The sequence below is a fragment of the Mucilaginibacter flavus genome, from assembly GCF_030409315.1.
Lineage (GTDB): Bacteria > Bacteroidota > Bacteroidia > Sphingobacteriales > Sphingobacteriaceae > Mucilaginibacter > Mucilaginibacter flavus.
The window spans coordinates 86,646-109,558 of the sequence record NZ_JAUFPS010000006.1; the positions used below are offsets into that span (position 1 = coordinate 86,646).

Sequence of the window (22,913 nt, forward strand, 5' to 3'; positions counted from 1 at the left end):
CCCTTTTGTGGATACCTAAATACCCTACCTATAGTTAAATACTACCCCGATGAACAAACTTAAACTTATTGCGCTGCTCATCTTGATGAGTGGTAGCCTACATACTTTTGCCCAGCAAACTACTACTGATACCACCAAAAAGCCCCAGGTTAAAGAAATTTTTGTAAACGTTGGCGCTCAATACATTTCAAACCTTACCTACGCCGGCCGGCGCGATGAAAGCAGTGTGCCTTTGTTATTGCCCAGTGTAACACTGGTAAGCAAACACGGCTTCTTTTTAAGCGCTATTGGCTATTTTGATTTGAATGGATCAAAATCAGGTGCGGAAGGTTTGAGTGTTACCCCGGGTTATGTGTTTGCCTTTGATAGTAAAAAATATTACGGAGGTAATGTATCTGCAACCAAATTTTTTATTACAGGCAGCAGCCCTATTATATTATCATCTTTTGATGCCACCATTGATGCTCAACTTTATGCCAACCCCGATAATATTGTGAAGTTTACAGCGGGTGGCAGTTATCGTTTTGACAAAAACGACAAACACGATATCATTAATACGGCCGAACTTTCAAAAGAGATTTTTGCCTATAAAACCGGCCCAACTAAACTTAATGGATTAAAAATTACACCAACAGCGTCGCTTTACGCGGGTACGCAGTCGTTTTACCAAACATATTATACCGAATCGCAGGTTACCCGTTCGGTAGAAACTCCGCAGAAACAAACGCCTATTAATGTATTGTTCCCTAATCAGCCTAAGCAAACCATCATTACCCAAACCGTAACCCAGGAAAATCAAAAAGAGGTGCGCAGATACCAGTTGCTGGCCTTCAGCGGATCGATGCCGGTTACCTATGTGATCAATAAGGTACAGCTTATTTTTACGCCCTACCTTATCAAGCCTTTTAACCAGGTTGATTACGTGAGTAACACCTCCAAAAATGGATTGTACTTTTTGTTTTCGGCAGGGGTAAGCGTGACCTTTTAAAAGGTGCCACTTTGAGTTAGGCTTATAAAAAAAATAATTCCAAACCAGGAATGTTTTTGATGTCTGTATCTCAAGCATTCTGATTATTTATACATGCTCCAAAAACCTTGTTTTTGTTTCTTTTATCCTTCCTACAAAAGTCTTTTATGCTTTGTCCCCAGGTCCTTGGTCCAAAAAGTCTTCCGCTCCAAAAACTCACAATATATTCACCAATTCTTCGTATATTCGTGTATTAATTTATAACAAAAATGGAATTAAAAGATCCTGACTACGTTTACAAAAACGTAATACAATTAACCGACCAAGACGCATCCCGTAAATTTATAGCTAATGTTTTTTTGTGGATGTTTGTGGCTTTGGGTATCTCGGCATTTTGCGCTTTTGCATTTGCAAATACACCGTCGTTACTTTCATTGCTAATCAGCACCGAATCTGGGCAGGCAGCTTTAACACCTCTTGCTTATGTGGCCATGTTTTCGCCTTTGGCATTTGTTTTATTAATGCGCTTTGGCTTAAATCGTATTTCATACCCGGTATTAGCCTTGTTATTTGTTGCTTATGCAGCGTTGACAGGAGTTAGCTTAAGCTTTATATTGCTTATTTATACCTCTGCTTCGGTATTTGGCGTATTTGCAATTTCGGCCTTGGTGTTTGGCGTAATGGCAGTTGCCGGTTACACCACCAACATTGATTTAACTAACTTTGGCTCTATCATGATTATGTTGTTAGTAGGTATAGTTGTGGCATCATTGGTGAACTTCTTTATGCACAGCAGCGCTTTGTATTACATCATTAGCTATGTAGGTATTGCGGTATTTACAGGCTTAACTGCTTATGACGTGCAGAAATTGAAAAACATTGGTGCCGGTTTAGAGTATGGTGATGCATCTGCCAAAAAAATGGCTTTAATGGGTGGCTTAACACTGTACCTTGATTTCATCAATCTTTTCCTGATGATTCTGCGTTTATTTGGCAGAAGAAGATAATTAGCAACCAACAAATTATTATAAAAGCTGCCCCGCAAAGGCGGCTTTTTTTATGCCCGGAAATTTACACGGCTTACAGATTTGAGAATGGCTGGCCTATTGCATTTTACCGCTTTATTATGCACCTTTGCATTGCTTATGGAGAAAGACGGAGGGATTAGACCCTGCGATGTCTTAGCAACCTGTGCTTCACAAGGTGCTACATTCTACCCGGCCGGCTAAACAGCCCCTGGAAAGATAAGCGAAAGTCAATTGAACACCCGACTTTTCGATGTAAGCTTTTTTTTAGTAGCAAGTAGTTAGTATCAAGTAGCAAGATTTCTTAGCTTGTGTTGATCTAATTTAATCAATTATCGGGCTTTCCCGTACTTGATACTTGATACTAATTACTTGATACTAACCATGGATATTAGAAAAGAATTAGAGAAACGCATCCTTGTAATTGACGGGGCTATGGGTACCATGATACAGCGGTACCAGCTTACCGAGAAGGATTTTCGTGGGGAGCGGTTTAAGGATCACCATAGTGATTTGCAGGGTAATAATGACCTTTTGAATATCACACGCCCGGATATCATCAAGGCCATTCATGCCGAATATCTGGATGCCGGTGCCGATATTATTGAAACCAATACATTTAGTACACAAGTAATTTCGCTGGCCGATTATAAGCTGGAAGAACTGGCCTATGAACTAAGCTATGAAGGCGCCCGCATTGCCCGTGAGGTTACGGATGAATACAATAAAAAAACACCCGAAAAACCGCGCTTTGTGGCTGGTGCAGTTGGGCCAACAAACCGTACGGCCTCCCTATCACCAGATGTAAACGATCCTGGTTACCGCGCCGTTACTTTTGACGACCTGGCCGATGCTTATTATGACCAGGTACGGGGTTTGGTCGACGGAGGGTCGGACCTGTTATTGGTAGAAACCATTTTTGATACCCTTAATGCCAAGGCGGCCTTGTTTGCTATAAACCGGTATGCCAATGAATCGGGCAAGCACTTGCCTATCATGATATCGGGTACCATTACAGATGCGTCCGGTCGTACCTTATCGGGGCAAACGGTTGAAGCATTCTGGAATTCTATTCGCCATGCCAACCTTTTATCGGTAGGTTTAAACTGCGCTTTGGGTGCCAAAGAAATGCGCCCGCATTTGGCCGAGCTATCTGAAAAAGCGGATGTGTTTATATCGGCTTATCCAAATGCTGGCTTGCCAAATGAGTTTGGTCAGTACGATGAAACCGCGCACGAAACCGCGCACCAGGTAGATGATTTTATGAAAGCCGGCCTGGTAAATATTGTAGGTGGCTGCTGCGGTACCACGCCCGAGCACATTAAGTGTATTGCCGAAAAGGCTGCTAAATATCCGGCGAGGTTGTTGCCTCAAATTGATCCGGATATGCGCCTGAGCGGTTTAGAAGCTGTTACCATAAAACCCGAAAGCATTTTTGTAAACGTGGGCGAGCGTACCAATATTACCGGTTCGCCAAAGTTTTCAAAGCTGATTTTGGCCGAGGACTACGAAGCCGCTTTAGCTGTTGCCTTGCAACAGGTTGAAGGCGGTGCCCAGGTTATCGACATTAACATGGATGAGGGAATGATCGACTCGGAAGCCGTGATGGTAAAATTCCTTAATCTTGTAGCTTCAGAGCCTGATATTGCCAAGCTGCCTATCATGATCGATTCCTCTAAATGGACGGTTATTGAGGCTGGTTTAAAGTGTATCCAGGGTAAGGGCATAGTAAACTCCATCTCCCTTAAAGAGGGCGAAGAAAAGTTTATTGAACATGCCCGCAAAATATTAAGCTATGGCGCTGCAGCCGTAGTAATGGCCTTCGACGAAACCGGTCAGGCCGATTCATTGGCACGCAGGATAGAGATCTGTAAAAGATCATACGATATATTGGTTGATGTGGTAGGTTTCCCTCCGCAGGATATTATTTTCGACCCCAACATACTTACCGTAGCTACCGGCTTGGAGGAGCACAACAATTACGCGGTAGATTTTATTGAAGCTACCCGCTGGATAAAACAAAACCTGCCCCATGCCAAAGTGAGCGGTGGGGTAAGTAATATTTCGTTTTCCTTTAGGGGAAATAACGTGGTACGCGAGGCTATGCACTCGGCATTTCTTTTCCATGCCATTGGTGCCGGTATGGATATGGGCATTGTAAACGCCGGTATGCTGGAAGTTTATGAGCAGATAGACAAGACCCTGTTGGAATTGGTAGAAGACGTACTGCTTAACCGCCGTGATGATGCTACCGAACGCCTGGTTGAATATGCTGATACCATCAAAAGCAAGGGCAAAGAAGTAGTGCGGGATGAGGAGTGGCGTAAGGGAACAGTGCAGGAGCGCTTATCGCACGCGTTGGTGAAGGGTATTATTGAATACCTGGATAACGATGTAGAAGAAGCCCGCCAAACCTACAGCAAACCGCTTGAAGTAATTGAAGGTCCGCTGATGGATGGCATGAACATCGTAGGCGATTTGTTTGGCGCCGGTAAAATGTTTTTACCACAGGTGGTAAAATCGGCCCGTGTAATGAAAAAGGCTGTAGCTTACCTGTTGCCCTTTATTGAACTGGAAAAACAACGGGTTATCGATGCCGGTGAAGACGCCAGCGACAGCAGGGCAAATGCCGGTAAAATACTGATGGCCACCGTAAAAGGCGACGTACACGATATTGGCAAAAATATAGTAGGCGTAGTACTGGCCTGTAACAACTTTGAGGTGATTGATCTTGGGGTAATGGTGCCCGCGCAACGCATTATTGAAGAAGCAAAAAAACAAAATGTAGATATTATTGGCCTGAGTGGTTTGATTACCCCATCGCTGGATGAAATGGTTCACTTTGCCAAAGAGATGGAACGCGAAGGGTTTACCATTCCGTTGATTGTAGGGGGCGCTACTACTTCCCGCATCCATGCCGCCGTAAAAATCGACCCTAACTATTCTGGTGCCGCTATTCACGTGCTGGATGCATCGCGCAGTGTTACGGTTTGCAGTAGTTTGATGAATAAGGATGGCCGTGATGCATATATCCAGAATATTAAAGACGAATACGCCAAATCGCGCGAAGCGCATTTGAACAAAAAATCGGACAAACGCTTTGTTACTATCGATCAGGCCCGCCAGGCCCGTTTCCAGGTGAGCTTGGATGGTGATGTTGCGCCGAAGCCAAGTTTCACTGGTACCAAAGTATTTGAATCGTACCCGCTGGAAGAACTGTTGCCTTATATAGATTGGACACCGTTTTTCCATACCTGGGAGCTGCGTGGCAGTTATCCTAAAATATTTGCTGATAAATTTGTGGGCGATGAAGCTAAGAAACTATTTGACGATGCGCAGGTGCTGTTAAAACGCATTGTTGGCCAAAAACTGCTACATGCCAATGGCGTAATAGGTTTTTGGCCGGCTAACAGTGTAGGCGATGATATTGAATTATATACCGACGAAAGCCGCACAACACTGTTGAGCCGCATCCACACACTTCGCCAACAGGCAGAGAAAGTGAAAGGCGATCCGTATTACGCGTTATCAGATTTTATCGCCCCAAAAGAAAGCGGCGTACCTGATTACTTTGGGGGCTTTGCCGTAACAACCGGTATTGGTTGCGATGAGCTGGTTGCCGAATTTGAGGCCGATCATGACGATTATAACAGCATCATGGCCAAAGCCCTTGCCGACCGCCTGGCCGAAGCCTTCGCCGAAAAAATGCACGAACTGGTGCGCAAAGAATACTGGGGCTACAGTAAAGGCGAACAGTTAAGTGCCGATGAATTGATTAAGGAAGAGTATCAAGGCATCCGCCCGGCCCCCGGTTATCCCGCCTGCCCGGACCATACCGAGAAAACTACCCTGTTCGAGCTGTTAAAAGCCGAAGACAACGCCCAGATGCACTTAACCGAAAGCCTGGCCATGACACCGGCTGCATCGGTAAGTGGTTTTTATTTCGCGCACCCGCAGGCACGGTATTTTGGATTGGGTAAAATCAGCAAGGATCAGATAGAGGATTACGCGGTGAGGAAGCAAATGGATATTGAAACGATAGAGCGCTGGTTAGGTCCGAACATAAATTATTGAAACTAAAAATATAAACAACGTCATTGCGAGGTACGAAGCAATCTCTACACAGGCAGAGCTAACATGCACGCCTGCTCTGTAAAGTTTGGAGATTGGTTCGTACCTCGCAATGACGGAAGAGGAGAAACACCTCACACCACAGAAAAAATGAAAATTACAGAGCACATTAAGAACGCGGCAGGCAAAACCTTATTCTCTTTCGAACTAATACCACCTTTAAAAGGTCAAAGCATCCAGGGCATTTACGATGCTATTGATCCCTTGATGGAGTTTAAGCCGCCGTTTATTGATGTAACATCCTTGCGTGAGGATTTTATTTACAAGCAGCATGAAAATGGCCTGTTAGAAAAACTGAGTTATCGTAAGCGCCCTGGTACCATCGCTATTTGTGCCGCTATCATGAATAAATATAAAGTAGATACCGTTCCGCATTTGTTGTGTGGTGGTTTTACTAAGGATGAAACCGAGAATGGTCTTGTGGACCTACAATTCCTGGGGATCGAGAACGTGTTGGTGCTGCGTGGCGACGCGCGCCGTGGTGATGCTTCATTTGTACCTACGCCAAACGGACATAATTACGCTACCGATCTGTTACAGCAGGTGGTGAACATGAATAATGGTATTTACCTGCACGAGCATAATGACGATAGCCTGAAAACGGATTTCTGCATGGGGATTGCCGGTTATCCTGAAAAACATTTTGAGGCCCCCAATCTTAAAAGCGATTTCAAATACCTGAAACAAAAGGTAGATATGGGCGCCGATTTTATTGTAACCCAAATGTTTTTTGATAACCAGAAGTATTTCGACTTTGTAAATAACTGCAGGGCTAATGGCATTAATGTACCCATTATTCCGGGTTTAAAACCGGTTACCAATTCAAAGCAATTGATAGGCCTGGCCAAAACCTTTAGTATTGATATGCCCGAAGACCTGTGCGACGCCGTTAACGCCTGCAAATCCGAAAAAGACGTACGCGAAATTGGCATCCAATGGACTATAAACCAATGCCGCGAACTCATCAAATTCGGCGTACCGGTACTCCACTTTTATACAATGAGCAATGCCGGGCCAACGAAGAGAATTGCCGAGGCGATTTTTTAGGACAGCACCCCGAGGTTAATATTGCCAAAAATATCTACATTTAGGTATTACACCTGAACTGATATTTATGGATTTTTTTAGTCATATCAAGTCTGTTATCGGCATAATATTGGGGCTTAGCATTACGCATTTGCTTAAGGGCGCGGCCAAGCAAATTCAGCATCCCGGTCGGAGCAAACCTTATTGGGTTCACAACCTGTGGGCCTTTTACATGTTTTTGCTGCTGCTGCATTTTTGGTGGTGGGAGTTTAACCTGCACGATATTAAGCAATGGCTGTTTGTAGAATACTTTTTTGTAATCCTTTACATTGTGCTTTACTATAGCGTTTGCGCCCTCATCTATCCCGAAGATTTAAAAGACTATAAAGATTATGAAGACTATTTTTATTCCCGCAAAAAATGGATTTTCGGTATTTTAGGTTTTAGCTACCTGATGGATTTAGTTGATACTTTTATAAAAGGGCAGGCCTATTATAGTCATTATTCTATTGAATACCCTATTCGTAATGTTAGTCACTTTTTGTTGTGCCTTGTAGCCATGAAGGTTGATAGTAAGGTGTTCCATTCCATACTGGTGCTGGTATTTTTAGTGTATGAGTTCTCCTATATTTTAAGGCTTTTCTAACGCTTCCGAGGAGTCAGAACAGTGTGTGAACTGTCATTAAGAGTTATAAAATCCAGGCCCTCTAAAAGGAGAACGACAAAGTTTAACAAAAATGGAGGTGATGCTTTGACTGGCTCAAACTGATAGCCCTCTTTAGAAATTACAATTTGTGGAGATATGAAGAAGAAATAGGTGGGCTGTGAATCACATCATAGCAGCTTTTTTCAATGATAACTTGATGGATAAGGTGATAACAATTTGATAAAAAATAAAAGCGGCCTGGCAATAAATGCTGACCGGCCGCTTTTATTTTAAACTCTCCCCTTTTAGTGCAAACTTAGCGGGGCGTCTGCTATTTCGGACCGTACGTAACTATCGGCACTATCATTTCTTCTAACGAGATACCGCCATGTTGGAAGGTTTCATTATAAAAATTCACAAAGTGATTATAGTTGTTAGGGTACACAAAGTAGCTATCTTCTTTGGCAAACACAAAGCTGCTGCTTAGGTGCAGCTTAGGCAGCATGGCGTCGTGCGGGTTTCGGATGTGGAATACTTCTTTGGCGTTATAGTTGAGGTTTTTGCCTTGTTTGTAACGCAGGTTGGTGTTAGTATTCCTGTCACCCACAATTTTGCTTGGGTTTTTTACGCGGATGGTGCCATGATCTGTGGTGATTACCACCCTTACCTGTTTTTGAGCCAGGTATTTAAGCAAATCAAATAATGGCGAATGCTCAAACCACGATAGCGTTAATGAACGATAAGCCGCGTCATCGCTGGCCAGCTCGCGGATCATCTGCATATCGGTACGGGCATGTGATAACATATCCACAAAGTTGTACACAACCACGTTAAGCTCGTTGCCCATCAGGTTATTTACCGATTCATTCAGCGCCTTACCTTCGTCAATATTAAGGATTTTGTGGTACGAGTATTTGCACTCTTTACGTAATACACGTTTCAAATGATCGGCAATAAATTCCGATTCATAAAGGTTTTTACCGCCTTCGTCCTCATCGTTCTGCCACATGGTTGGGTAACGCCTTTCCATGTCTAAAGGCATCAGGCCGCTAAATATAGAGTTACGGGCGTATTGGGTAGCCGTTGGTAAAATACTGTAGTAAGTATCTTCCTCCTCTAACCTAAAATATTCAGAAATAATTGGGTTAATAATCTTAAACTGATCATAACGCAGGTTATCTATCAATATAAAAAACAAGGGGCCTTTACCATCCAACTTAGGGAACACCTTCTTTTTAAACAATTGCGGCGAACTGGTAGGTGCCATATCCGGATTTTTGATCCAGTTTAAATAGTTTCGCTCAATAAATTTGCAAAACTGGGTATTGGCTTCGGCTTTTTGCATGGTTAAAATCTCGTGCATGCCGGCGTCCTCCAGTTTCTCCAGTTCCAGCTCCCAGTAAATTAGCTTTTTGTACACATCAACCCATTCCTGGTGGTTCAGGTTATCATTAAGCGTCATGCCCAGCGTACGGAAATCCATTTGGTAGGCCATGGTTGTTTTTTCGGTAACCAGGCGCTTGTTTTCGGTAAGCTTTTTAATGGTAAGCAATATTTGTTTAGGATGTACCGGTTTAATGAGGTAATCATCAATTTTTGAACCGATGGCATCCTCCATTAAATACTCTTCCTCGTTTTTGGTGATCAGCACAATAGGCACATCGTTGTTGATGTTTTTAATTTGCTGCAGAGTTTCTAAACCGGTAAGGCCGGGCATGTTTTCGTCAAGGAAAACCAGGTCGAAATAGCCGCTTTTAAAAGTATCAACGGCATCATTGCCATTGGTTACGGTAGTAACTTTGTAGCCTTTTTCGCCTAAGAAAAGTATATGTGGTCGTAACAGGTCAATTTCGTCATCAGCCCATAAAATGGTGGTATCTTGCATAGTATCTGTATTTAAGTATTCTGAATCAGGATTTTCAGGATTGGAGAATTTTCAGAATGATTGTATGTGATGAATAAGATTAAGTTAATTCAAATATGCTACATTAATCAGTCTATTTCCGTTAATTCTCAAATTCAGAAAATTCTGATTCAAACAATTAACCCCAAAGGGACGGTTTTGTTGTCACTGAGTAAAGGTATTAACAAAATTTAACAAACATCGGGCGCTTATTTTACCTTTGTTTTACATTTTTGCACTTATTGAGCATTTTGAACAAAAAGAAAATAATAAACGATCCGGTACACGGTTTTATCAGCATCCCTACCGAGCTGATATTTGACCTGATAGAGCATCCTTACTTTCAGCGATTGCGGTATATCAAACAACTGGGGATGACGCACCTGGTTTACCCCGGGGCCTTACACACCCGTTTTCATCATGCACTTGGTGCCATGCACCTCATGGACATGGCCATCGAAACGCTCCGCAATAAAGGACATCATATAAGCGATGAGGAAGAGGAAGCGGTAACCATTGCCATCCTTTTACATGATATTGGGCATGGTCCGTTTTCGCATGCGTTGGAGCGATCTATCATTGAAGGAATCAATCACGAAGATATTTCAAGCATGCTCATGAAAAAGCTGAACGAGCAGTTTGAGGGTAAGCTTACCATGGCTATCAGCATTTTTAATGGCACCTATCCCCGTAAATTTTTGCATCAGCTGGTATCAAGTCAACTGGATATGGACAGGTTGGATTACCTGAATCGCGACAGTTATTTTACAGGTGTATCTGAAGGCGTGATCAGCTCAGACCGCATTATTAAAATGCTTAATGTAAAGGATGACCACATTGTGGTTGAAGCAAAAGGTATTTACTCGATAGAAAAATTCCTGATTGCCCGCCGCCTGATGTACTGGCAGGTGTACCTGCATAAAACCGTAATTGCAGGCGAAGAGCTACTGGTGAAAATATTTAAACGCTGCCGCGAACTTACATTACAAGGCGAGGACCTGTTTGGCACACCTGCGTTGAAGCATTTTATAAAAGGCCGCATCAGCAGGGATGTGTTTATGAATGAGGATCATCACCTGGAAACTTTTGCAGGGTTGGACGATACCGATATTATGGCCTCTGTAAAAGTTTGGGCCGGTCATGATGATTTTATATTGTCAACCCTGTCGCAAAACCTGGTACAGCGTAAATTGTACCATGTAGATATCAGCAACAAACCGGCCGATAAAGCTTTTGTGGATTCGCTAACCCAAAAAGCCATGCAAAAATATGGCGTAAGCCAGCAAGATGCCGCGTACTTTGTTTTCACAACATCCATCCGCAACAACGCCTACACCGCCGGCGATGGCAATATAGGTATATTGATGAAAGATGGCCATGTACATGATATTACAACCGCCAGCGATAACTCTACCTTAGAGGCCCTGGCCAAAACCGTTAAAAAATATATACTTTGTTATAGCAAGAATTTAGTAGTAAGTAGTTAATTGAAGTATCAAGTAGTTAGTATCAAGTATCATGATTTTTTTCCTGCTAAGTGCAGCTGTCTTGATACTTACTACTTGATACTTGATACTCAGAATTAATAATTTGCCACTTTAATTATAACATTTAAATTTGTCGATGCAATTTACTGCCCAGGATATAAGTTTTCTGCTTAACGGTACGGTTGAAGGTGATCCTTCGGTAACGGTTAGTCAGTTGGCCAAGATAGAGGAAGGGACAGCGGGCAGCTTGTCGTTTTTAGCAAACCCCAAGTATGAGCAGTATTTATATACTACCCAGGCTTCGGCGGTTATAGTTAATAACGATTTGCAGCTTACCGCTCCCGTTACTACTACCCTCATCAGGGTGGAGAACGCTTACAGCGCGTTTTCTGTTCTGCTCGAAAAATATAACACCATTAAGCTTGATAAAAAAGGAATTGAACAACCTTCCTTTATCCATGAGTCTGCCCAGGTTGGTGACGATCCATATATAGGAGCTTTTGCCTACATTGGTCCCAACGCAAAAATTGGCAACAACTGCAAAATATACCCCAATACTTATATAGGTGACAATGCAACTTTAGGTAATAACGTAACCCTGTTTGCCGGGGTTAAGGTTTATTTTGACTGTGTTTTGGGCGATAATGTTATTGTACATGCCGGTGCTGTAATAGGAAGCGATGGCTTTGGTTTTGCGCCCGGTGCCGATGGGGTATATGCTAAAATAAGCCAGATAGGCAACGTAATACTGGAAGAGAATGTAGAAGTTGGCGCTAATGCCACTATCGATAGGGCCACCATGGGATCAACCGTTGTACGCAAGGGGGCTAAAATTGATAATCTGGTGCAAATAGCCCATAATGTTGAAATTGGGGCAAATACTGTTATAGCAGCGCAAGCCGGCATATCTGGTAGTACAAAAATTGGCGAGCAGGTAATGATTGCAGGGCAGGTTGGTATTGCCGGCCATTTAACTATTGCCAATGGGTCGCAATTATCGGCCAAAACAGGTATCAACAGCTCAATTACTAACGAAGGTGCGGCCTGGGGAGGCACGCCATATATGCCGTATAAGGATTACCTGCGAGCACACGCCAAATTACGCAAACTGCCCGATTTGGATAAAAAGGTATATGAGCTTGAAAAATTAATTAATGAACTAAGAAACGCTCATTAGTTCACTTGTTAATTAGTTCATTAGTCTTTTCAAATGGCAATGATGAACTATTCACCAATGAACAATTGAACTAATGAACCAATGAACGCTATAATCAATGAACGTAAAACAAAGAACTATTAAGGCACCGGTATCAGTTTCGGGTACGGGTTTACACACCGGTCAGCGTGTAACCATGACCTTTAATCCCGCGCCGGAAAACCATGGCTACAAATTCAGAAGAGTTGATATGCCAGGCTCGCCCATAATTGATGCCGATGTTGATAACGTGACGGATACTTCCCGCGGTACTACCATTTCGCAAAACGGCGCTACAGTTAACACGGTTGAGCACGTACTTGCCGCATTGGTAGGCATGGAGGTTGACAATGTGCTGATAGATATGGATGGCCCCGAAACGCCTATCATGGATGGTAGTTCTATCATGTTTGTTGATATTATAACCGAAACCGGTTTTGTTGAGCAGGAGGCCGACCGCGAATATTACCATATTCCGTACAATATTCACTACTCCGAGCCCGACCGCAAAGTAGAAATGGTGGCCATGCCTTTAGATGATTACCGCTTTACCTGTATGGTTGATTATAACTCGCAGGTTTTAGGTAGCCAGCATGCCAGTATCTCCAGCATTACCGAATTTAAAAAGGAAATAGCATCATGCCGTACTTTTTGCTTTTTGCATGAGCTTGAAATGCTTTTAAAGCATGATCTGATTAAAGGTGGCGATTTAAACAATGCCATTGTAGTAGTTGACAAAGATGTTGACGAAGAAGAGCTTGCCCACCTGGCCAAGCTGTTTAACCGCAAGGATATCAGCGTAGCCCCCCAAGGCATTTTAAACAATGCCGAACTACGCCACCAAAACGAGCCTGCAAGGCACAAATTGCTGGATATGATTGGCGATTTGGCCCTGGTAGGTGTACCGCTAAAAGGCCATATTATGGCCGCCAGACCTGGCCACGCGGCTAACGTTGCTTTTGCTAAAAAGATTAAAACCCTTATTAAAAAAGAAAAAAGCCGTAAACAGGTAAAAGTTTACGATCCCAATGCTAAACCGGTATATGATACCGTTGAGATAATGGGTATGTTGCCACACAGGCAGCCTTTTTTAATGATTGATAAAATATTGGAGCTTACTAAAAACCATGTAGTGGGTGCCAAAAATGTAACTATAAACGAGGAGTTTTTTAAGGGCCATTTCCCGGGTGCGCCCATATTTCCGGGTGTGTTACAAATAGAAGGCATGGTACAAACCGGCGGTATTTTGGTACTAAACACCGTACCCGATCCGGAAAATTACCTTACCTTGTTTTTAAAAATTGAAAACGCCCGCTTTAAAAGCAAAGTAGTGCCGGGTGATACCATTGTTTATATTTGCGACCTGCTTGCCCCAATAAGGCGTGGTATTGCAACCATGAAGGGTGTTGGCATGGTAGGCAACAGGGTTGTTGTTGAAGCCGAATTAATGGCACAAATAGTAAAAGTAAAAGGAAACGAAGCATGATCCAACCTTTAGCGTATATACACCCACAGGCTAAAATTGCCGATAACGTGGTTATTGAACCTTTTGTGACCATTCACAAAGATGTTGAAATTGGCGAAGGTACCTGGATTGGCTCCAACTCCGTAATTATGGATGGTGCCCGCATAGGCAAAAACTGCCGTATTTTCCCTGGCGCGGTAGTATCCGCACCGCCGCAGGATTTAAAATACAAAGGCGAGCAAAGCACGGTTTCTATTGGCGACAATACCACCATCCGCGAATGCGTAACTCTTAACCGTGGTACTGCCCTTGATAAAAACACCACCACTATTGGTAGCAATTGCTTGCTGATGGCCTATGTACACGTAGCGCATGATTGTGTTATTGGTGATAACGTGATCATCGCTAACGCGGTGCAGTTGGCCGGTCATATCAATGTGTATGATTACGCGTTTATCGGCGGTTCATCTGCCGTACACCAGTTTGTTGAAATTGGCGCGCATAGCATGATATCTGGCGGTTCGCTGGTACGTAAAGATGTGCCGCCTTTTACCAAGGCTGGGCGCGAACCTTTGTCATACGTGGGTATCAACTCTGTAGGTTTACGCCGCAGGGGATTTTCGGCAGCTACCATTGCCGAAATACAGGAGATCTACCGCATCCTGTTCCTTAAAAAATACAACGTAACTAAGGCCCTTGATATCATCGAAGCCGAATTTACCCCAAGCGTTGAACGCGATGAGATCATCAACTTCCTTCAAAATTCGCAAAGGGGTATCATGAAGGGGTTTGGGAATAGCTAATTTTTTGAATCAGAATTTACAGGATTTAAGAATTAACAGAATCCTGTAAATTCGATTCGGTATTACCATTTTTTAATTGTTTGAATCAGCATTAAGATTCGACAACTCCTTATCATTTCTTAAATTTCGCTTTCATTCTGCACATTCTAAAATTCTGTAAATTCTGATTCAGAAATATGACCATCACCCTAAATAACATTGGCCGCCGCTTTAACCGCGACTGGATTTTTAGAGGGGTTGATTGTACCTTTACCTCTGGTGGTTCATATGCTATTTTAGGGCCTAATGGCTCTGGTAAATCTACTTTATTGCAGGTTTTAAACGGCAGTCTCTCACCATCTATCGGCACCATTAATTTCACTTTTGAAGGTAAGGCTGTTGAAGCAGACCAGGTGTTTAGTCACCTGAGCCTTGCCGCGCCTTATCTGGAACTGATAGAAGAATTTACGCTGAGTGAAATGGTCGATTTCCATTTCCAGTTTAAAAAATATAAAAGCGGCCTTGATAAAAAGCAGGTCATCGAGCTTTTGAACCTGGCCAAAAGCGAGCATAAACTCATACGTTACTTTTCATCGGGTATGAAGCAACGCCTAAAACTCATCCTAGCTTTTTGTGCCGATACCGCCATGCTGATGCTTGACGAACCTACCTCCAACCTGGATACCCAGGGCGTTGACTGGTATTTAAGCCTGGTAGAACGCTTCGCGAAAGATCGCCTCACCATTGTTTGCTCCAACCAGGAGCACGAGTATGGATTTTGTACCGAGCGTATGAGCATTAGTGATTATAAGGGTTAGTTATTGGTGAATGGTTGATTGGGAGAGTAGTTGATAAAGTTTCTTATCGCTTCTTTTAAATAATACAACCACTCACATAATCAACCTAATAAACCACTAACCATCCCCTTGTTTCTTTCCCTATAAGTAGCTAAGTTTGCGCCTCAATATTATTTTATGGCCAAAGCATCAGATGTTAAAAATGGAAATGTGCTTCGCTTTAATGGCGAATTAGTGCAGGTAGAAGAATTTTTACACCGTACCCCAGGTAACTTACGCGCGTTTTACCAGGCGCGTATGCGTAACGTAAAATCGGGAAAATTGGTTGAATACCGTTTCCGTACCGACGAGGAGGTTGATATAGCCCGTGTTGAAACCAGCAATTACCAATACTTATATGAGGATGGCGACGCCTTGGTGGTAATGGATAACGAAACTTACGATCAGCATAATATTCCTAAAACTTTATTTGGCTCAGCGGTTAAATTTTTGAAAGAGGGAATGAATGTAGTTATCGCATTTGAAAGCGATGAACCAATTATGGGAACTGTACCAGGATCGGCAGAACTTGAAATTACATATACCGAGCCGGCTGTAAAAGGCGATACTTCAACTGGCGCCCTTAAAAATGCCACTGTTGAAACCGGTGCTGAAATACGCGTACCATTGTTCATCAACATTGGCGATAAGGTAAAGGTTGATACCGCTACTGGTACTTACGTGGAAAGAGTGAAGGGATAGCAAATAGATGTGCAGATTACAGATGTGCAGATATGCAAATGAGTAATACCGTATTATAAACAAAACGACTTTCTCTTTATCGGGAAAGTCGTTTTGTTTATGGTAACAATCTGCACATCTGTAATTTGCACATCTGCACATTTGTTCTAAAACTCCAGCTCCAGCAGCACCGGACAATGATCTGAGTGCTTAGCCTCAGGTAGTATCGCCGCTCTTTTAAGATTGGTCTCCAGTTCGGTACTGGCCATAGCATAATCAATACGCCAACCTAAGTTTTTGCCTCTTGCACCGGCGCGGAAACTCCACCAGGTATAATTATGCGGTTCTTTGTTGAAATGGCGGAAAGTATCGATAAAACCACCCTCTACAAATTTTTCCATCCACTCGCGTTCTTCGGGCAAAAAGCCGGAGGAGTTGGCGTTTGATTTAGGGTTATGAATATCAATTGGGCGATGGCAAATGTTATAGTCGCCACATACCACCAATTTAGGGTATTGCGTTTTAAGCAGGGTAAGATACTTGCCAAACTCATCCAGGAAACGGTATTTGAATACCTGCCGCTCGTCGCCGCTTGATCCTGAAGGGAAATAGGCGCTCATTACCGATACCTCATCAAAATCAACCCGGATGCAACGCCCCTCACGGTCAAAATCGGGAATGCCGCAACCGTATTCAATATGTTTTGGAATTTGTTTACAGAATATGGCGGTGCCGCTGTAGCCTTTCTTTTCGGCCGGGAACCAGTAGTGTTTGTAACCAAGCGCATCTACCAGGCCAAGGGCTGTAAGTACATCGGGCGTAGCCTTAATTTCCTGCAAACAAACCACATCGGCATCGGTAGCCTGTAGCCAGGCCAGCCAATCTTTACTAATTGCCGACCGGATGCCGTTAACGTTATAAGTGATAATTTTCATTTCGGATTTGGAATGTTCGATTTCGGATTTACTGATTTGCAAAGAACACAATTTTAGATTTTTTTATACTATCTATTGTCTCATTTTAACAATAATTCAAAAACAAATCCGAAATCGAACATCCGAAATCCCAAATTACAGCTTAAATAGTTTATCCAGCTGCTTGCACTCCCTTTTGCTCAATACTTCCACAGTCATGGGCACATCGGTTAGGGGGCGGTCGGCTTTATCTTTGGGCACGGCGGCAATATGGTCTACCATGTCAATACCGCTTACTACTTCGCCATAAACGGTGTAATTGTGGTCCAATTGGGCGGTGCCACCTACCGTTTTGTAGTATTCACGTTGCCAGGCCGGTATCTTGTAGCCTTTTAAACGCCCGTTTTCTAAAGAGTCCATTTTGGCGTCGGTAAGGCGTTTGCCTTCTACAATATAAAACTGGCAACCGCTTGATGCTTTTTTAGGGTTATCATCACGGGCGGCGGCTAATACGCCCCGTTTGTGGAAGAGGCTATCCCTAAATTCGGCGGGGATGGTATAGCCTACATCGCCATTACCCAATTCGGCACCGGGTTTAGCTTTGTTGGGATCTTTTGAATCCGGATCGCCCCCCTGGATCATAAAATTCTGGATCACCCGGTGAAACAACACGCCATTATAAAAGCCCTTTTTAGCCAGTTTAATAAAGTTATCGCGGTGTAAAGGTGTTTGGTTATACAAACGAATAATTACGCTACCGTAGCTGGTGCTGATACGCACATATTGATTTTTGGGTGGCTTGGCAAAAACCGTTATAAAAGTTAGTAATAGCAGGATAAGAGTAAAACATTTTTTCATAGCCGGAATTTACGAATTTTATTAAAAATCAAATGGCCGTATCGAAACGGGTTCAATACGGCCATGATATACTTAAGCTTTAAGATGAGTTTTATTTTTTCCACTCATTATCAACCATACGCCAAATGCCGGTAGGATTAGCCTCCTGTAATGCAAGGGGCAAAAGGCTATCCGGGCAGTTTTGGTAGCATACAGGGCGCACCCAGCGTTTTACGGCATTGATGCCCACCGCGGTAAAGCGGCTGTCTGTAGTGGCCGGAAAAGGACCTCCATGCACCATACTGGCGCAAACCTCAACACCGGTTGGCACGCCGTTAAACAACACACGGCCGGCAATGGCAGGTAACACCTGTAACAGATTGCTATGTTTGGCAAAGTCCGCATCGGTGCCCATAACGGTAGTGGTTAACTGGCCCGATACTGATTTTAATACTTTGATCAATTCCTGCTCATCTTTACAACTAACCATTAAGGAGTACGGACCAAATACTTCCTCGTGCAACAGCGGGTTTGCCAAAAAGGCCTGGCCGCTAACTTTGGCCACTACTGGCCTGGCTTCAATATCGGTAGCTTCGGTTGCCGATTGCTCGATTACCTCAACTCCGTCCTGGCGTAAAGCAGTCTGACTTTTTTTCTCGTAAGCAGTGTGTATACCGGCATGCAACATTTTGGCCGGTTTTATGGCCTCGATACCTTTGCCCAGGCTATCTAAAAAATTATTCAATCCATCGCCTTCAACGGCCAACATCAGTCCGGGATTGGTGCAAAATTGGCCCATGCCAAGGGTAATGGAGCCCGCGTATTGTGTGGCAAGATCAGCAGCATTACTGGTTAAAGTATCTGGTAAAAATATAACCGGGTTGGTACTGCCCATTTCAGAAAATACCGGGATAGGCTTTTTACGTTTTGATGAATATTCTAACAAAGCCAAACCACCAACAGTTGAGCCGGTAAAACCAACAGCGGCTGTGTCATCGGCCTGAACTAATGCTTTGCCGCTTTCAAATGATGTGCCATGCACGTGCTGAAAAATGTGCTCGGGCATACCTGTACCGGCTATGGCCTTTTTTATAGCGCCGTAAACCAATTCAGATGTTTCGGCATGCGCCGGGTGAGCTTTTACTACAACAGAACAGCCGCCAGCTAAAGCGCTCGCGGTATCGCCCCCGGCGGTTGAGTAGGCAAATGGAAAATTACTCGCCCCAAAAACTACAACCGGACCTAACGGGATCAGCATTTTGCGCAAATCTGGCCGTGGCAGCGGCGCGCGGTTTGGTAAAGCGGTATCAATAGTAGCCTCAACCCAGCTGCCTTCACGTAACATGGTGGCAAACATGCGCAACTGCCCGGTGGTGCGTGCGCGTTCGCCGGTCAGGCGGGGTAAAGGCAGGTTGGTTTCTTCAGATGCTTTTTGCAGCAGGGCATCGCCTATTGCTTCAATTTCATGAGCTATAGCCTCTAAAAAAAGACTTTTTTCTTCAACGCTTGTTTTTTGATAAGCCTCAAACGCGGTTTGCGCTTGCTGCATTACCTGGTTTATTTCTTCAACGCTTGCTTCTTTAAAATGATTAGCCATGGCAGATTTATATTTTTTGAATTAAGAACGGTTTGCACCGACGATATGTTTAAGCAAATATATTTAAACAGCCCGTTACCTTGTTGGGTGCTTCCTAACTTGTTATAACAGGATTTTGTCTTTTTTTGTTGTGGGGTGGTAGGATGGAAGATAAAATAGGGCTAATGTGGGGGGGGATAAAGAAGCTATATAGGAGTACACATAACAGACCCGTCATTATAAAATACGACGAAGCAATCTCCTACTTTACAGATTCAATCTGGAAGTAGGGGATTGCTTCGTGCTTTATGATAAAGTGATTGTAAATTATTGATTATCAGTGATGCTTTTTGCGTCATTCCTGTTTCTTTTCAGGACTTCCCTGATTTGGCAACATCCGTTATACCCTTATATAAACATTCTTCTTATCCAAAAACCATCCCACGCTCCAACAAATGAGCATGTAACTGATGGCAAAAAGCAGTGAGCCTATGGCACCCGGTGCTATCACCTGATAAAAGTTATCATTGATCCAACCGTACAGGCTGGTGCCTTTTACACTTACCATGTAAAAGAAAATCACTAAGGTTTCTGACAATACATATACCGGTAGCGGATTTTTACCCAGAATGGTGAAAAAGCGGGTCCAGTTGCCTTTGTTCCAGTTGTTGATTTCTAAAGCGTAAATCAGGAAGGAAAGGATCACCAGATCAAGACCGGTGGTCAGTAAGGTAAACGGACTGCTCCATAGTTTTTTACCAATTGGGAATACCATGTTCCAGCACAAGGCCAAAAAGATAAGCAGGCAGCCTGTTAACAGCATTTTGGAGATAACATCGTACCCTTTGCCTTTTTGCTGTATAAATTTACCGGCATAGTAACCAATTACCACGTTTACAATGGCAGGCAACGTGCTCAGGATACCTTCGGGATCAAAAGCTATTTTTTCGCCATGATACATGTGGTTGTCGCCTAAAATAAATTTATCCAGGAAGATGCCCGCATTACCGGTCATACTGTAAGGGCTGGCAGGATCGCCAAATACCAGCAACAATATCCAGTAAGCAAACAGCAGTACAACAGATAGTATAATAACCGATTGCTTTGACAAAAAATGGATCATGAGCGACGCGAAGCAATAACATAACGCGATGCGCTGCAACACCCCCATAATACGCGTATGACTAATTGGCGACCATGCAAAATGTCCGTTATCGAAATTAAAAAACGGAAACCAGTACATAAGGTAACCAATTAAAAAGATGAGTAGCGTGCGTTTAAAAATCTTGGTTAGTACAGCTGCGTTACCCATTTCGATATAGCGCTTCATAGAAAAGCTCATGGCGTTACCCACAGCGAATAAAAACGAGGGGAAGACCAGGTCGGTTGGGGTAAAACCAAACCAGGCGGCATGCTCAAGTGGAGCAAAGGGCGTAGCGCCGCTGCCCGGAGTATTTACAATGATCATAAAACATATGGTCATGCCCCGGAAAACATCCAGCGATAAAAATCGGGTTGATGATTTGTTCATAATTGGGTTAAAAAAATAGTTACCGGTTTACCTAAGGAGAGTAATTATAAGCAATTTGTTAAAATAAGCCGGGATATACAATACCCCGGCTTATTTATGTTATACAGTATTAATGGTAGCCCGGGTTTTGTTTAAGTACCGGGGCACCACCTTTAACGCTCAGGTCAATTTCTGAAAGTGGGATAGGGAAATATTCGTTTTTACCTTTTATAAACTTGCCTCCTTTTACATCATTGGTTTGGGTGCTTTGGTAAGCTATATAAGCATTTAGCTCAGTATCGGCAATGCCCCATCTAACCAAATCAAAAAAGCGGTGGCCTTCCATAGCCAATTCAATTTTCCGCTCAAAATAAATAGCTTTAAGCGCTGTAGCCTGGCTGGTAAAAGTACCGGCGGGATAAGGGCTTACTTTGTAATTAGCCGCAGCCGTAGTGGTGAAGCCTTTGGTTGGGTTATTATCATCTTTGTAAGTGTGCACCCAGCCTGCGGTATTGGCAGCTCTGTTACGTACCATGTTAACATAATTTAGGGCAGCGGTAAAATTATTTAACTGTGCTTCAACTTCGGCAGCCATCAGCAATACATCGGCAAAACGGATAAGGTTAACATTAATGCCTGATCCTGGTGCCCATGAGGTATTATCGCCATTGGTTGATTGCTCGGCCTGGCCATAAACATTTTTAATGGGCGAATACGGACCACCGTATTGCTGATCCCTAACCCAATCGGTACCAGGGTGCAAACCCCAGTCGAGATAGGGAATACCACGACGGCCTACGGTCCAATCCAACCTTGGGTCAACAGTACCGGCATCCGGGGTATAATCGTCACCCGCAGCAACACCCATATCTGTTTTTAAAGCGTGCGTATTGTAATCGTCCAAATATGGTAAACCGGTAGTTGGGTTGGTGCGGTAATGATTAGCCAGTTCGATTGATGGCTGGTAAAACCCGCAACAACTAAACGGACTGCTGTTACCGTAAGGAAAATTAAGCATATCGCCATCGTTCGCGTTCGACGGGCCATTCGGATCTGAATTGGCAGCTGCCTGCACCGCGAATACTGATTCGGCGCTGTTGTTGGTAGCCGTACGGAAGTTATCATTGAATTTGGTGTTCAACGCGTATTTTAAACCCGACGCGGTTTCGCCCTGGCTTATCACGGCGTCAAATACTGCTTTGGCATCGGTGTATTTATGCTCATATAAATAGGTTTTGGCTAAATAAGCACCGGCAGCCCATTTGTTTGCCCGGCCAACGTTCTCCTGCGTAACCGGCAGGTTATCATAAGCGTATTTAAAATCGGCTTCAATTTTTGGCCAGATGTCGGTTGTGTTAGGCTGATTAATATCCGTGGTCGTTTCGTCCATGTAAGGCACATTATTAAACATCTTTTTCAGGTCGAAGTAATAATGAGCGCGCAAAAACTTAGCCTGGGCCAGTATATTGGTTTTAACCGCATTTGTAATAGCGGGTACTTTTAGGGTAACCTTAATGGTATTGTTGGTACGGGAAATGCCCTCATAATCTGCCCGCCATTTGCTGTCAAAGAAACCGTTGCTGGCATCGGGGTTGTATTTCATGATGGGTTCAATAGGTTGCTGATCGCCGGCTATACTTCCTTTTGAGGCATCGCCACCGGCTACGCCGCCATAAATCCAGTTATCGGGCGATGCTTCCCACGAGCCGCCGCCGCCAATGGCCGCGTCGCCGCCTTGCTGACCATCTAACGCGGCATAAGCGCCAACCAATAATTCGTTGGCACCTGCCACTGTTTCTAAAAACTGAGGCTGCAAGGCCCCGTTAATAGGCTTATCTAAAAATGACTTTTTACATGCCCCAAGCGATAAAACGCTAAGTAGCATGATGCTGAAATATATTTTTGCTTTCATTGTAATACGCTTTATATGTT

The 22,913-nt window shown here is 43.6% G+C and carries 17 protein-coding genes and 1 riboswitch; of the genes, 11 read left to right on the forward strand and 6 right to left on the reverse strand.

Annotated features, from left to right (window positions below):
• Nucleotides 1-49 precede the first annotated feature (49 nt).
• The 5 genes from QWZ17_RS01840 (at nt 50) to QWZ17_RS01860 (ending at nt 7,795) form a co-directional block, all read left to right on the forward strand.
• Nucleotides 50-988: a hypothetical protein gene (locus tag QWZ17_RS01840; protein WP_290303159.1), complete on the forward strand. Its 939-nt coding sequence runs from the start codon at nt 50-52 to the stop codon at nt 986-988.
• A gap of 248 nt (nt 989-1,236) precedes the next feature.
• Nucleotides 1,237-1,974, forward strand: coding sequence for a Bax inhibitor-1/YccA family protein (locus QWZ17_RS01845; protein ID WP_290303160.1), 738 nt, complete (start codon nt 1,237-1,239; stop codon nt 1,972-1,974).
• A 133-nt stretch (nt 1,975-2,107) separates the two neighbouring features.
• Nucleotides 2,108-2,218: riboswitch (SAM riboswitch) on the forward strand.
• A 158-nt stretch (nt 2,219-2,376) separates the two neighbouring features.
• Nucleotides 2,377-6,066, forward strand: a complete 3,690-nt coding sequence (gene metH / locus QWZ17_RS01850; RefSeq protein WP_290303161.1) for a methionine synthase — start codon at nt 2,377-2,379, stop codon at nt 6,064-6,066.
• Between the two features lie 147 nt (nt 6,067-6,213).
• Nucleotides 6,214-7,170, forward strand: a complete 957-nt coding sequence (metF, locus tag QWZ17_RS01855) for a methylenetetrahydrofolate reductase [NAD(P)H] (protein WP_290303162.1) — start codon at nt 6,214-6,216, stop codon at nt 7,168-7,170.
• Nucleotides 7,171-7,237: 67 nt separating this feature from the next.
• Entirely contained in the window at nt 7,238-7,795 is a 558-nt protein-coding gene (locus QWZ17_RS01860) for a hypothetical protein (protein ID WP_290303164.1), read from the forward strand.
• 331 nt (nt 7,796-8,126) lie between these two features.
• Here QWZ17_RS01860 and porX read toward each other — a convergent pair whose 3' ends face one another.
• The gene (gene porX, locus QWZ17_RS01865) at nt 8,127-9,680 is read right to left on the reverse strand and encodes a T9SS response regulator signal transducer PorX (RefSeq protein WP_290303165.1); all 1,554 of its coding nucleotides are present in this window, start codon (nt 9,678-9,680) and stop codon (nt 8,127-8,129) included.
• Between the two features lie 269 nt (nt 9,681-9,949).
• Between porX and QWZ17_RS01870 the strand changes: the two genes are divergently transcribed.
• The 6 genes from QWZ17_RS01870 (at nt 9,950) to efp (ending at nt 16,165) form a co-directional block, all read left to right on the forward strand.
• A complete protein-coding gene (locus tag QWZ17_RS01870; RefSeq protein ID WP_290303166.1) occupies nt 9,950-11,185 on the forward strand; it encodes an HD domain-containing protein in 1,236 nt (411 codons plus the stop codon).
• Between the two features lie 136 nt (nt 11,186-11,321).
• Nucleotides 11,322-12,362 carry a UDP-3-O-(3-hydroxymyristoyl)glucosamine N-acyltransferase gene (gene lpxD, locus QWZ17_RS01875; protein WP_290303168.1) on the forward strand — a complete coding sequence of 347 codons (1,041 nt, stop codon included), beginning with the start codon at nt 11,322-11,324 and terminating at the stop codon, nt 12,360-12,362.
• Between the two features lie 97 nt (nt 12,363-12,459).
• Nucleotides 12,460-13,866 carry a bifunctional UDP-3-O-[3-hydroxymyristoyl] N-acetylglucosamine deacetylase/3-hydroxyacyl-ACP dehydratase gene (locus QWZ17_RS01880; protein ID WP_290303169.1) on the forward strand — a complete coding sequence of 469 codons (1,407 nt, stop codon included), beginning with the start codon at nt 12,460-12,462 and terminating at the stop codon, nt 13,864-13,866.
• The gene (gene lpxA / locus QWZ17_RS01885; RefSeq protein WP_290303171.1) at nt 13,863-14,648 is read left to right on the forward strand and encodes an acyl-ACP--UDP-N-acetylglucosamine O-acyltransferase; all 786 of its coding nucleotides are present in this window, start codon (nt 13,863-13,865) and stop codon (nt 14,646-14,648) included. Before QWZ17_RS01880 ends, lpxA begins: the two co-directional genes overlap by 4 nt.
• A gap of 176 nt (nt 14,649-14,824) precedes the next feature.
• Nucleotides 14,825-15,445 carry an ABC transporter ATP-binding protein gene (locus QWZ17_RS01890; RefSeq protein WP_290303172.1) on the forward strand — a complete coding sequence of 207 codons (621 nt, stop codon included), beginning with the start codon at nt 14,825-14,827 and terminating at the stop codon, nt 15,443-15,445.
• A gap of 156 nt (nt 15,446-15,601) precedes the next feature.
• Complete coding sequence (efp, locus tag QWZ17_RS01895; RefSeq protein ID WP_290303173.1) at nt 15,602-16,165, forward strand: elongation factor P; 564 nt, start codon at nt 15,602-15,604, stop codon at nt 16,163-16,165.
• 146 nt (nt 16,166-16,311) lie between these two features.
• Here the strand turns inward: efp and QWZ17_RS01900 are convergent, their stop codons facing one another.
• From QWZ17_RS01900 to QWZ17_RS01920, 5 genes are all read right to left on the reverse strand, one after another.
• Complete coding sequence (locus QWZ17_RS01900) at nt 16,312-17,079, reverse strand: exodeoxyribonuclease III (protein ID WP_290303174.1); 768 nt, start codon at nt 17,077-17,079, stop codon at nt 16,312-16,314.
• A 135-nt stretch (nt 17,080-17,214) separates the two neighbouring features.
• The gene (locus tag QWZ17_RS01905; RefSeq protein ID WP_290303175.1) at nt 17,215-17,916 is read right to left on the reverse strand and encodes a peptidylprolyl isomerase; all 702 of its coding nucleotides are present in this window, start codon (nt 17,914-17,916) and stop codon (nt 17,215-17,217) included.
• Nucleotides 17,917-18,007: 91 nt separating this feature from the next.
• Nucleotides 18,008-19,492, reverse strand: coding sequence for an aldehyde dehydrogenase (NADP(+)) (locus QWZ17_RS01910; RefSeq protein WP_290303176.1), 1,485 nt, complete (start codon nt 19,490-19,492; stop codon nt 18,008-18,010).
• A 379-nt stretch (nt 19,493-19,871) separates the two neighbouring features.
• Nucleotides 19,872-21,002, reverse strand: coding sequence for an acyltransferase family protein (locus QWZ17_RS01915; protein ID WP_290303177.1), 1,131 nt, complete (start codon nt 21,000-21,002; stop codon nt 19,872-19,874).
• A 109-nt stretch (nt 21,003-21,111) separates the two neighbouring features.
• A complete protein-coding gene (locus QWZ17_RS01920) occupies nt 21,112-22,893 on the reverse strand; it encodes a RagB/SusD family nutrient uptake outer membrane protein (protein ID WP_290303178.1) in 1,782 nt (593 codons plus the stop codon).
• Nucleotides 22,894-22,913: the final 20 nt, after the last annotated feature.

Coding starts and splice junctions, on each gene's coding strand:
- porX (WP_290303165.1), bottom strand. CDS start 9,680: ATGCAAGATACCACCATTTTATGGGCTGATGACGAAATTGACCTGTTA.
- QWZ17_RS01915 (WP_290303177.1), bottom strand. CDS start 21,002: ATGAACAAATCATCAACCCGATTTTTATCGCTGGATGTTTTCCGGGGC.
- QWZ17_RS01860 (WP_290303164.1), top strand. CDS start 7,238: ATGGATTTTTTTAGTCATATCAAGTCTGTTATCGGCATAATATTGGGG.
- QWZ17_RS01840 (WP_290303159.1), top strand. CDS start 50: ATGAACAAACTTAAACTTATTGCGCTGCTCATCTTGATGAGTGGTAGC.
- QWZ17_RS01910 (WP_290303176.1), bottom strand. CDS start 19,492: ATGGCTAATCATTTTAAAGAAGCAAGCGTTGAAGAAATAAACCAGGTA.
- QWZ17_RS01905 (WP_290303175.1), bottom strand. CDS start 17,916: ATGAAAAAATGTTTTACTCTTATCCTGCTATTACTAACTTTTATAACG.
- QWZ17_RS01880 (WP_290303169.1), top strand. CDS start 12,460: ATGAACGTAAAACAAAGAACTATTAAGGCACCGGTATCAGTTTCGGGT.
- efp (WP_290303173.1), top strand. CDS start 15,602: ATGGCCAAAGCATCAGATGTTAAAAATGGAAATGTGCTTCGCTTTAAT.
- lpxA (WP_290303171.1), top strand. CDS start 13,863: ATGATCCAACCTTTAGCGTATATACACCCACAGGCTAAAATTGCCGAT.
- QWZ17_RS01890 (WP_290303172.1), top strand. CDS start 14,825: ATGACCATCACCCTAAATAACATTGGCCGCCGCTTTAACCGCGACTGG.
- QWZ17_RS01920 (WP_290303178.1), bottom strand. CDS start 22,893: ATGAAAGCAAAAATATATTTCAGCATCATGCTACTTAGCGTTTTATCG.
- QWZ17_RS01845 (WP_290303160.1), top strand. CDS start 1,237: ATGGAATTAAAAGATCCTGACTACGTTTACAAAAACGTAATACAATTA.
- metH (WP_290303161.1), top strand. CDS start 2,377: ATGGATATTAGAAAAGAATTAGAGAAACGCATCCTTGTAATTGACGGG.
- QWZ17_RS01900 (WP_290303174.1), bottom strand. CDS start 17,079: ATGAAAATTATCACTTATAACGTTAACGGCATCCGGTCGGCAATTAGT.
- lpxD (WP_290303168.1), top strand. CDS start 11,322: ATGCAATTTACTGCCCAGGATATAAGTTTTCTGCTTAACGGTACGGTT.
- metF (WP_290303162.1), top strand. CDS start 6,214: ATGAAAATTACAGAGCACATTAAGAACGCGGCAGGCAAAACCTTATTC.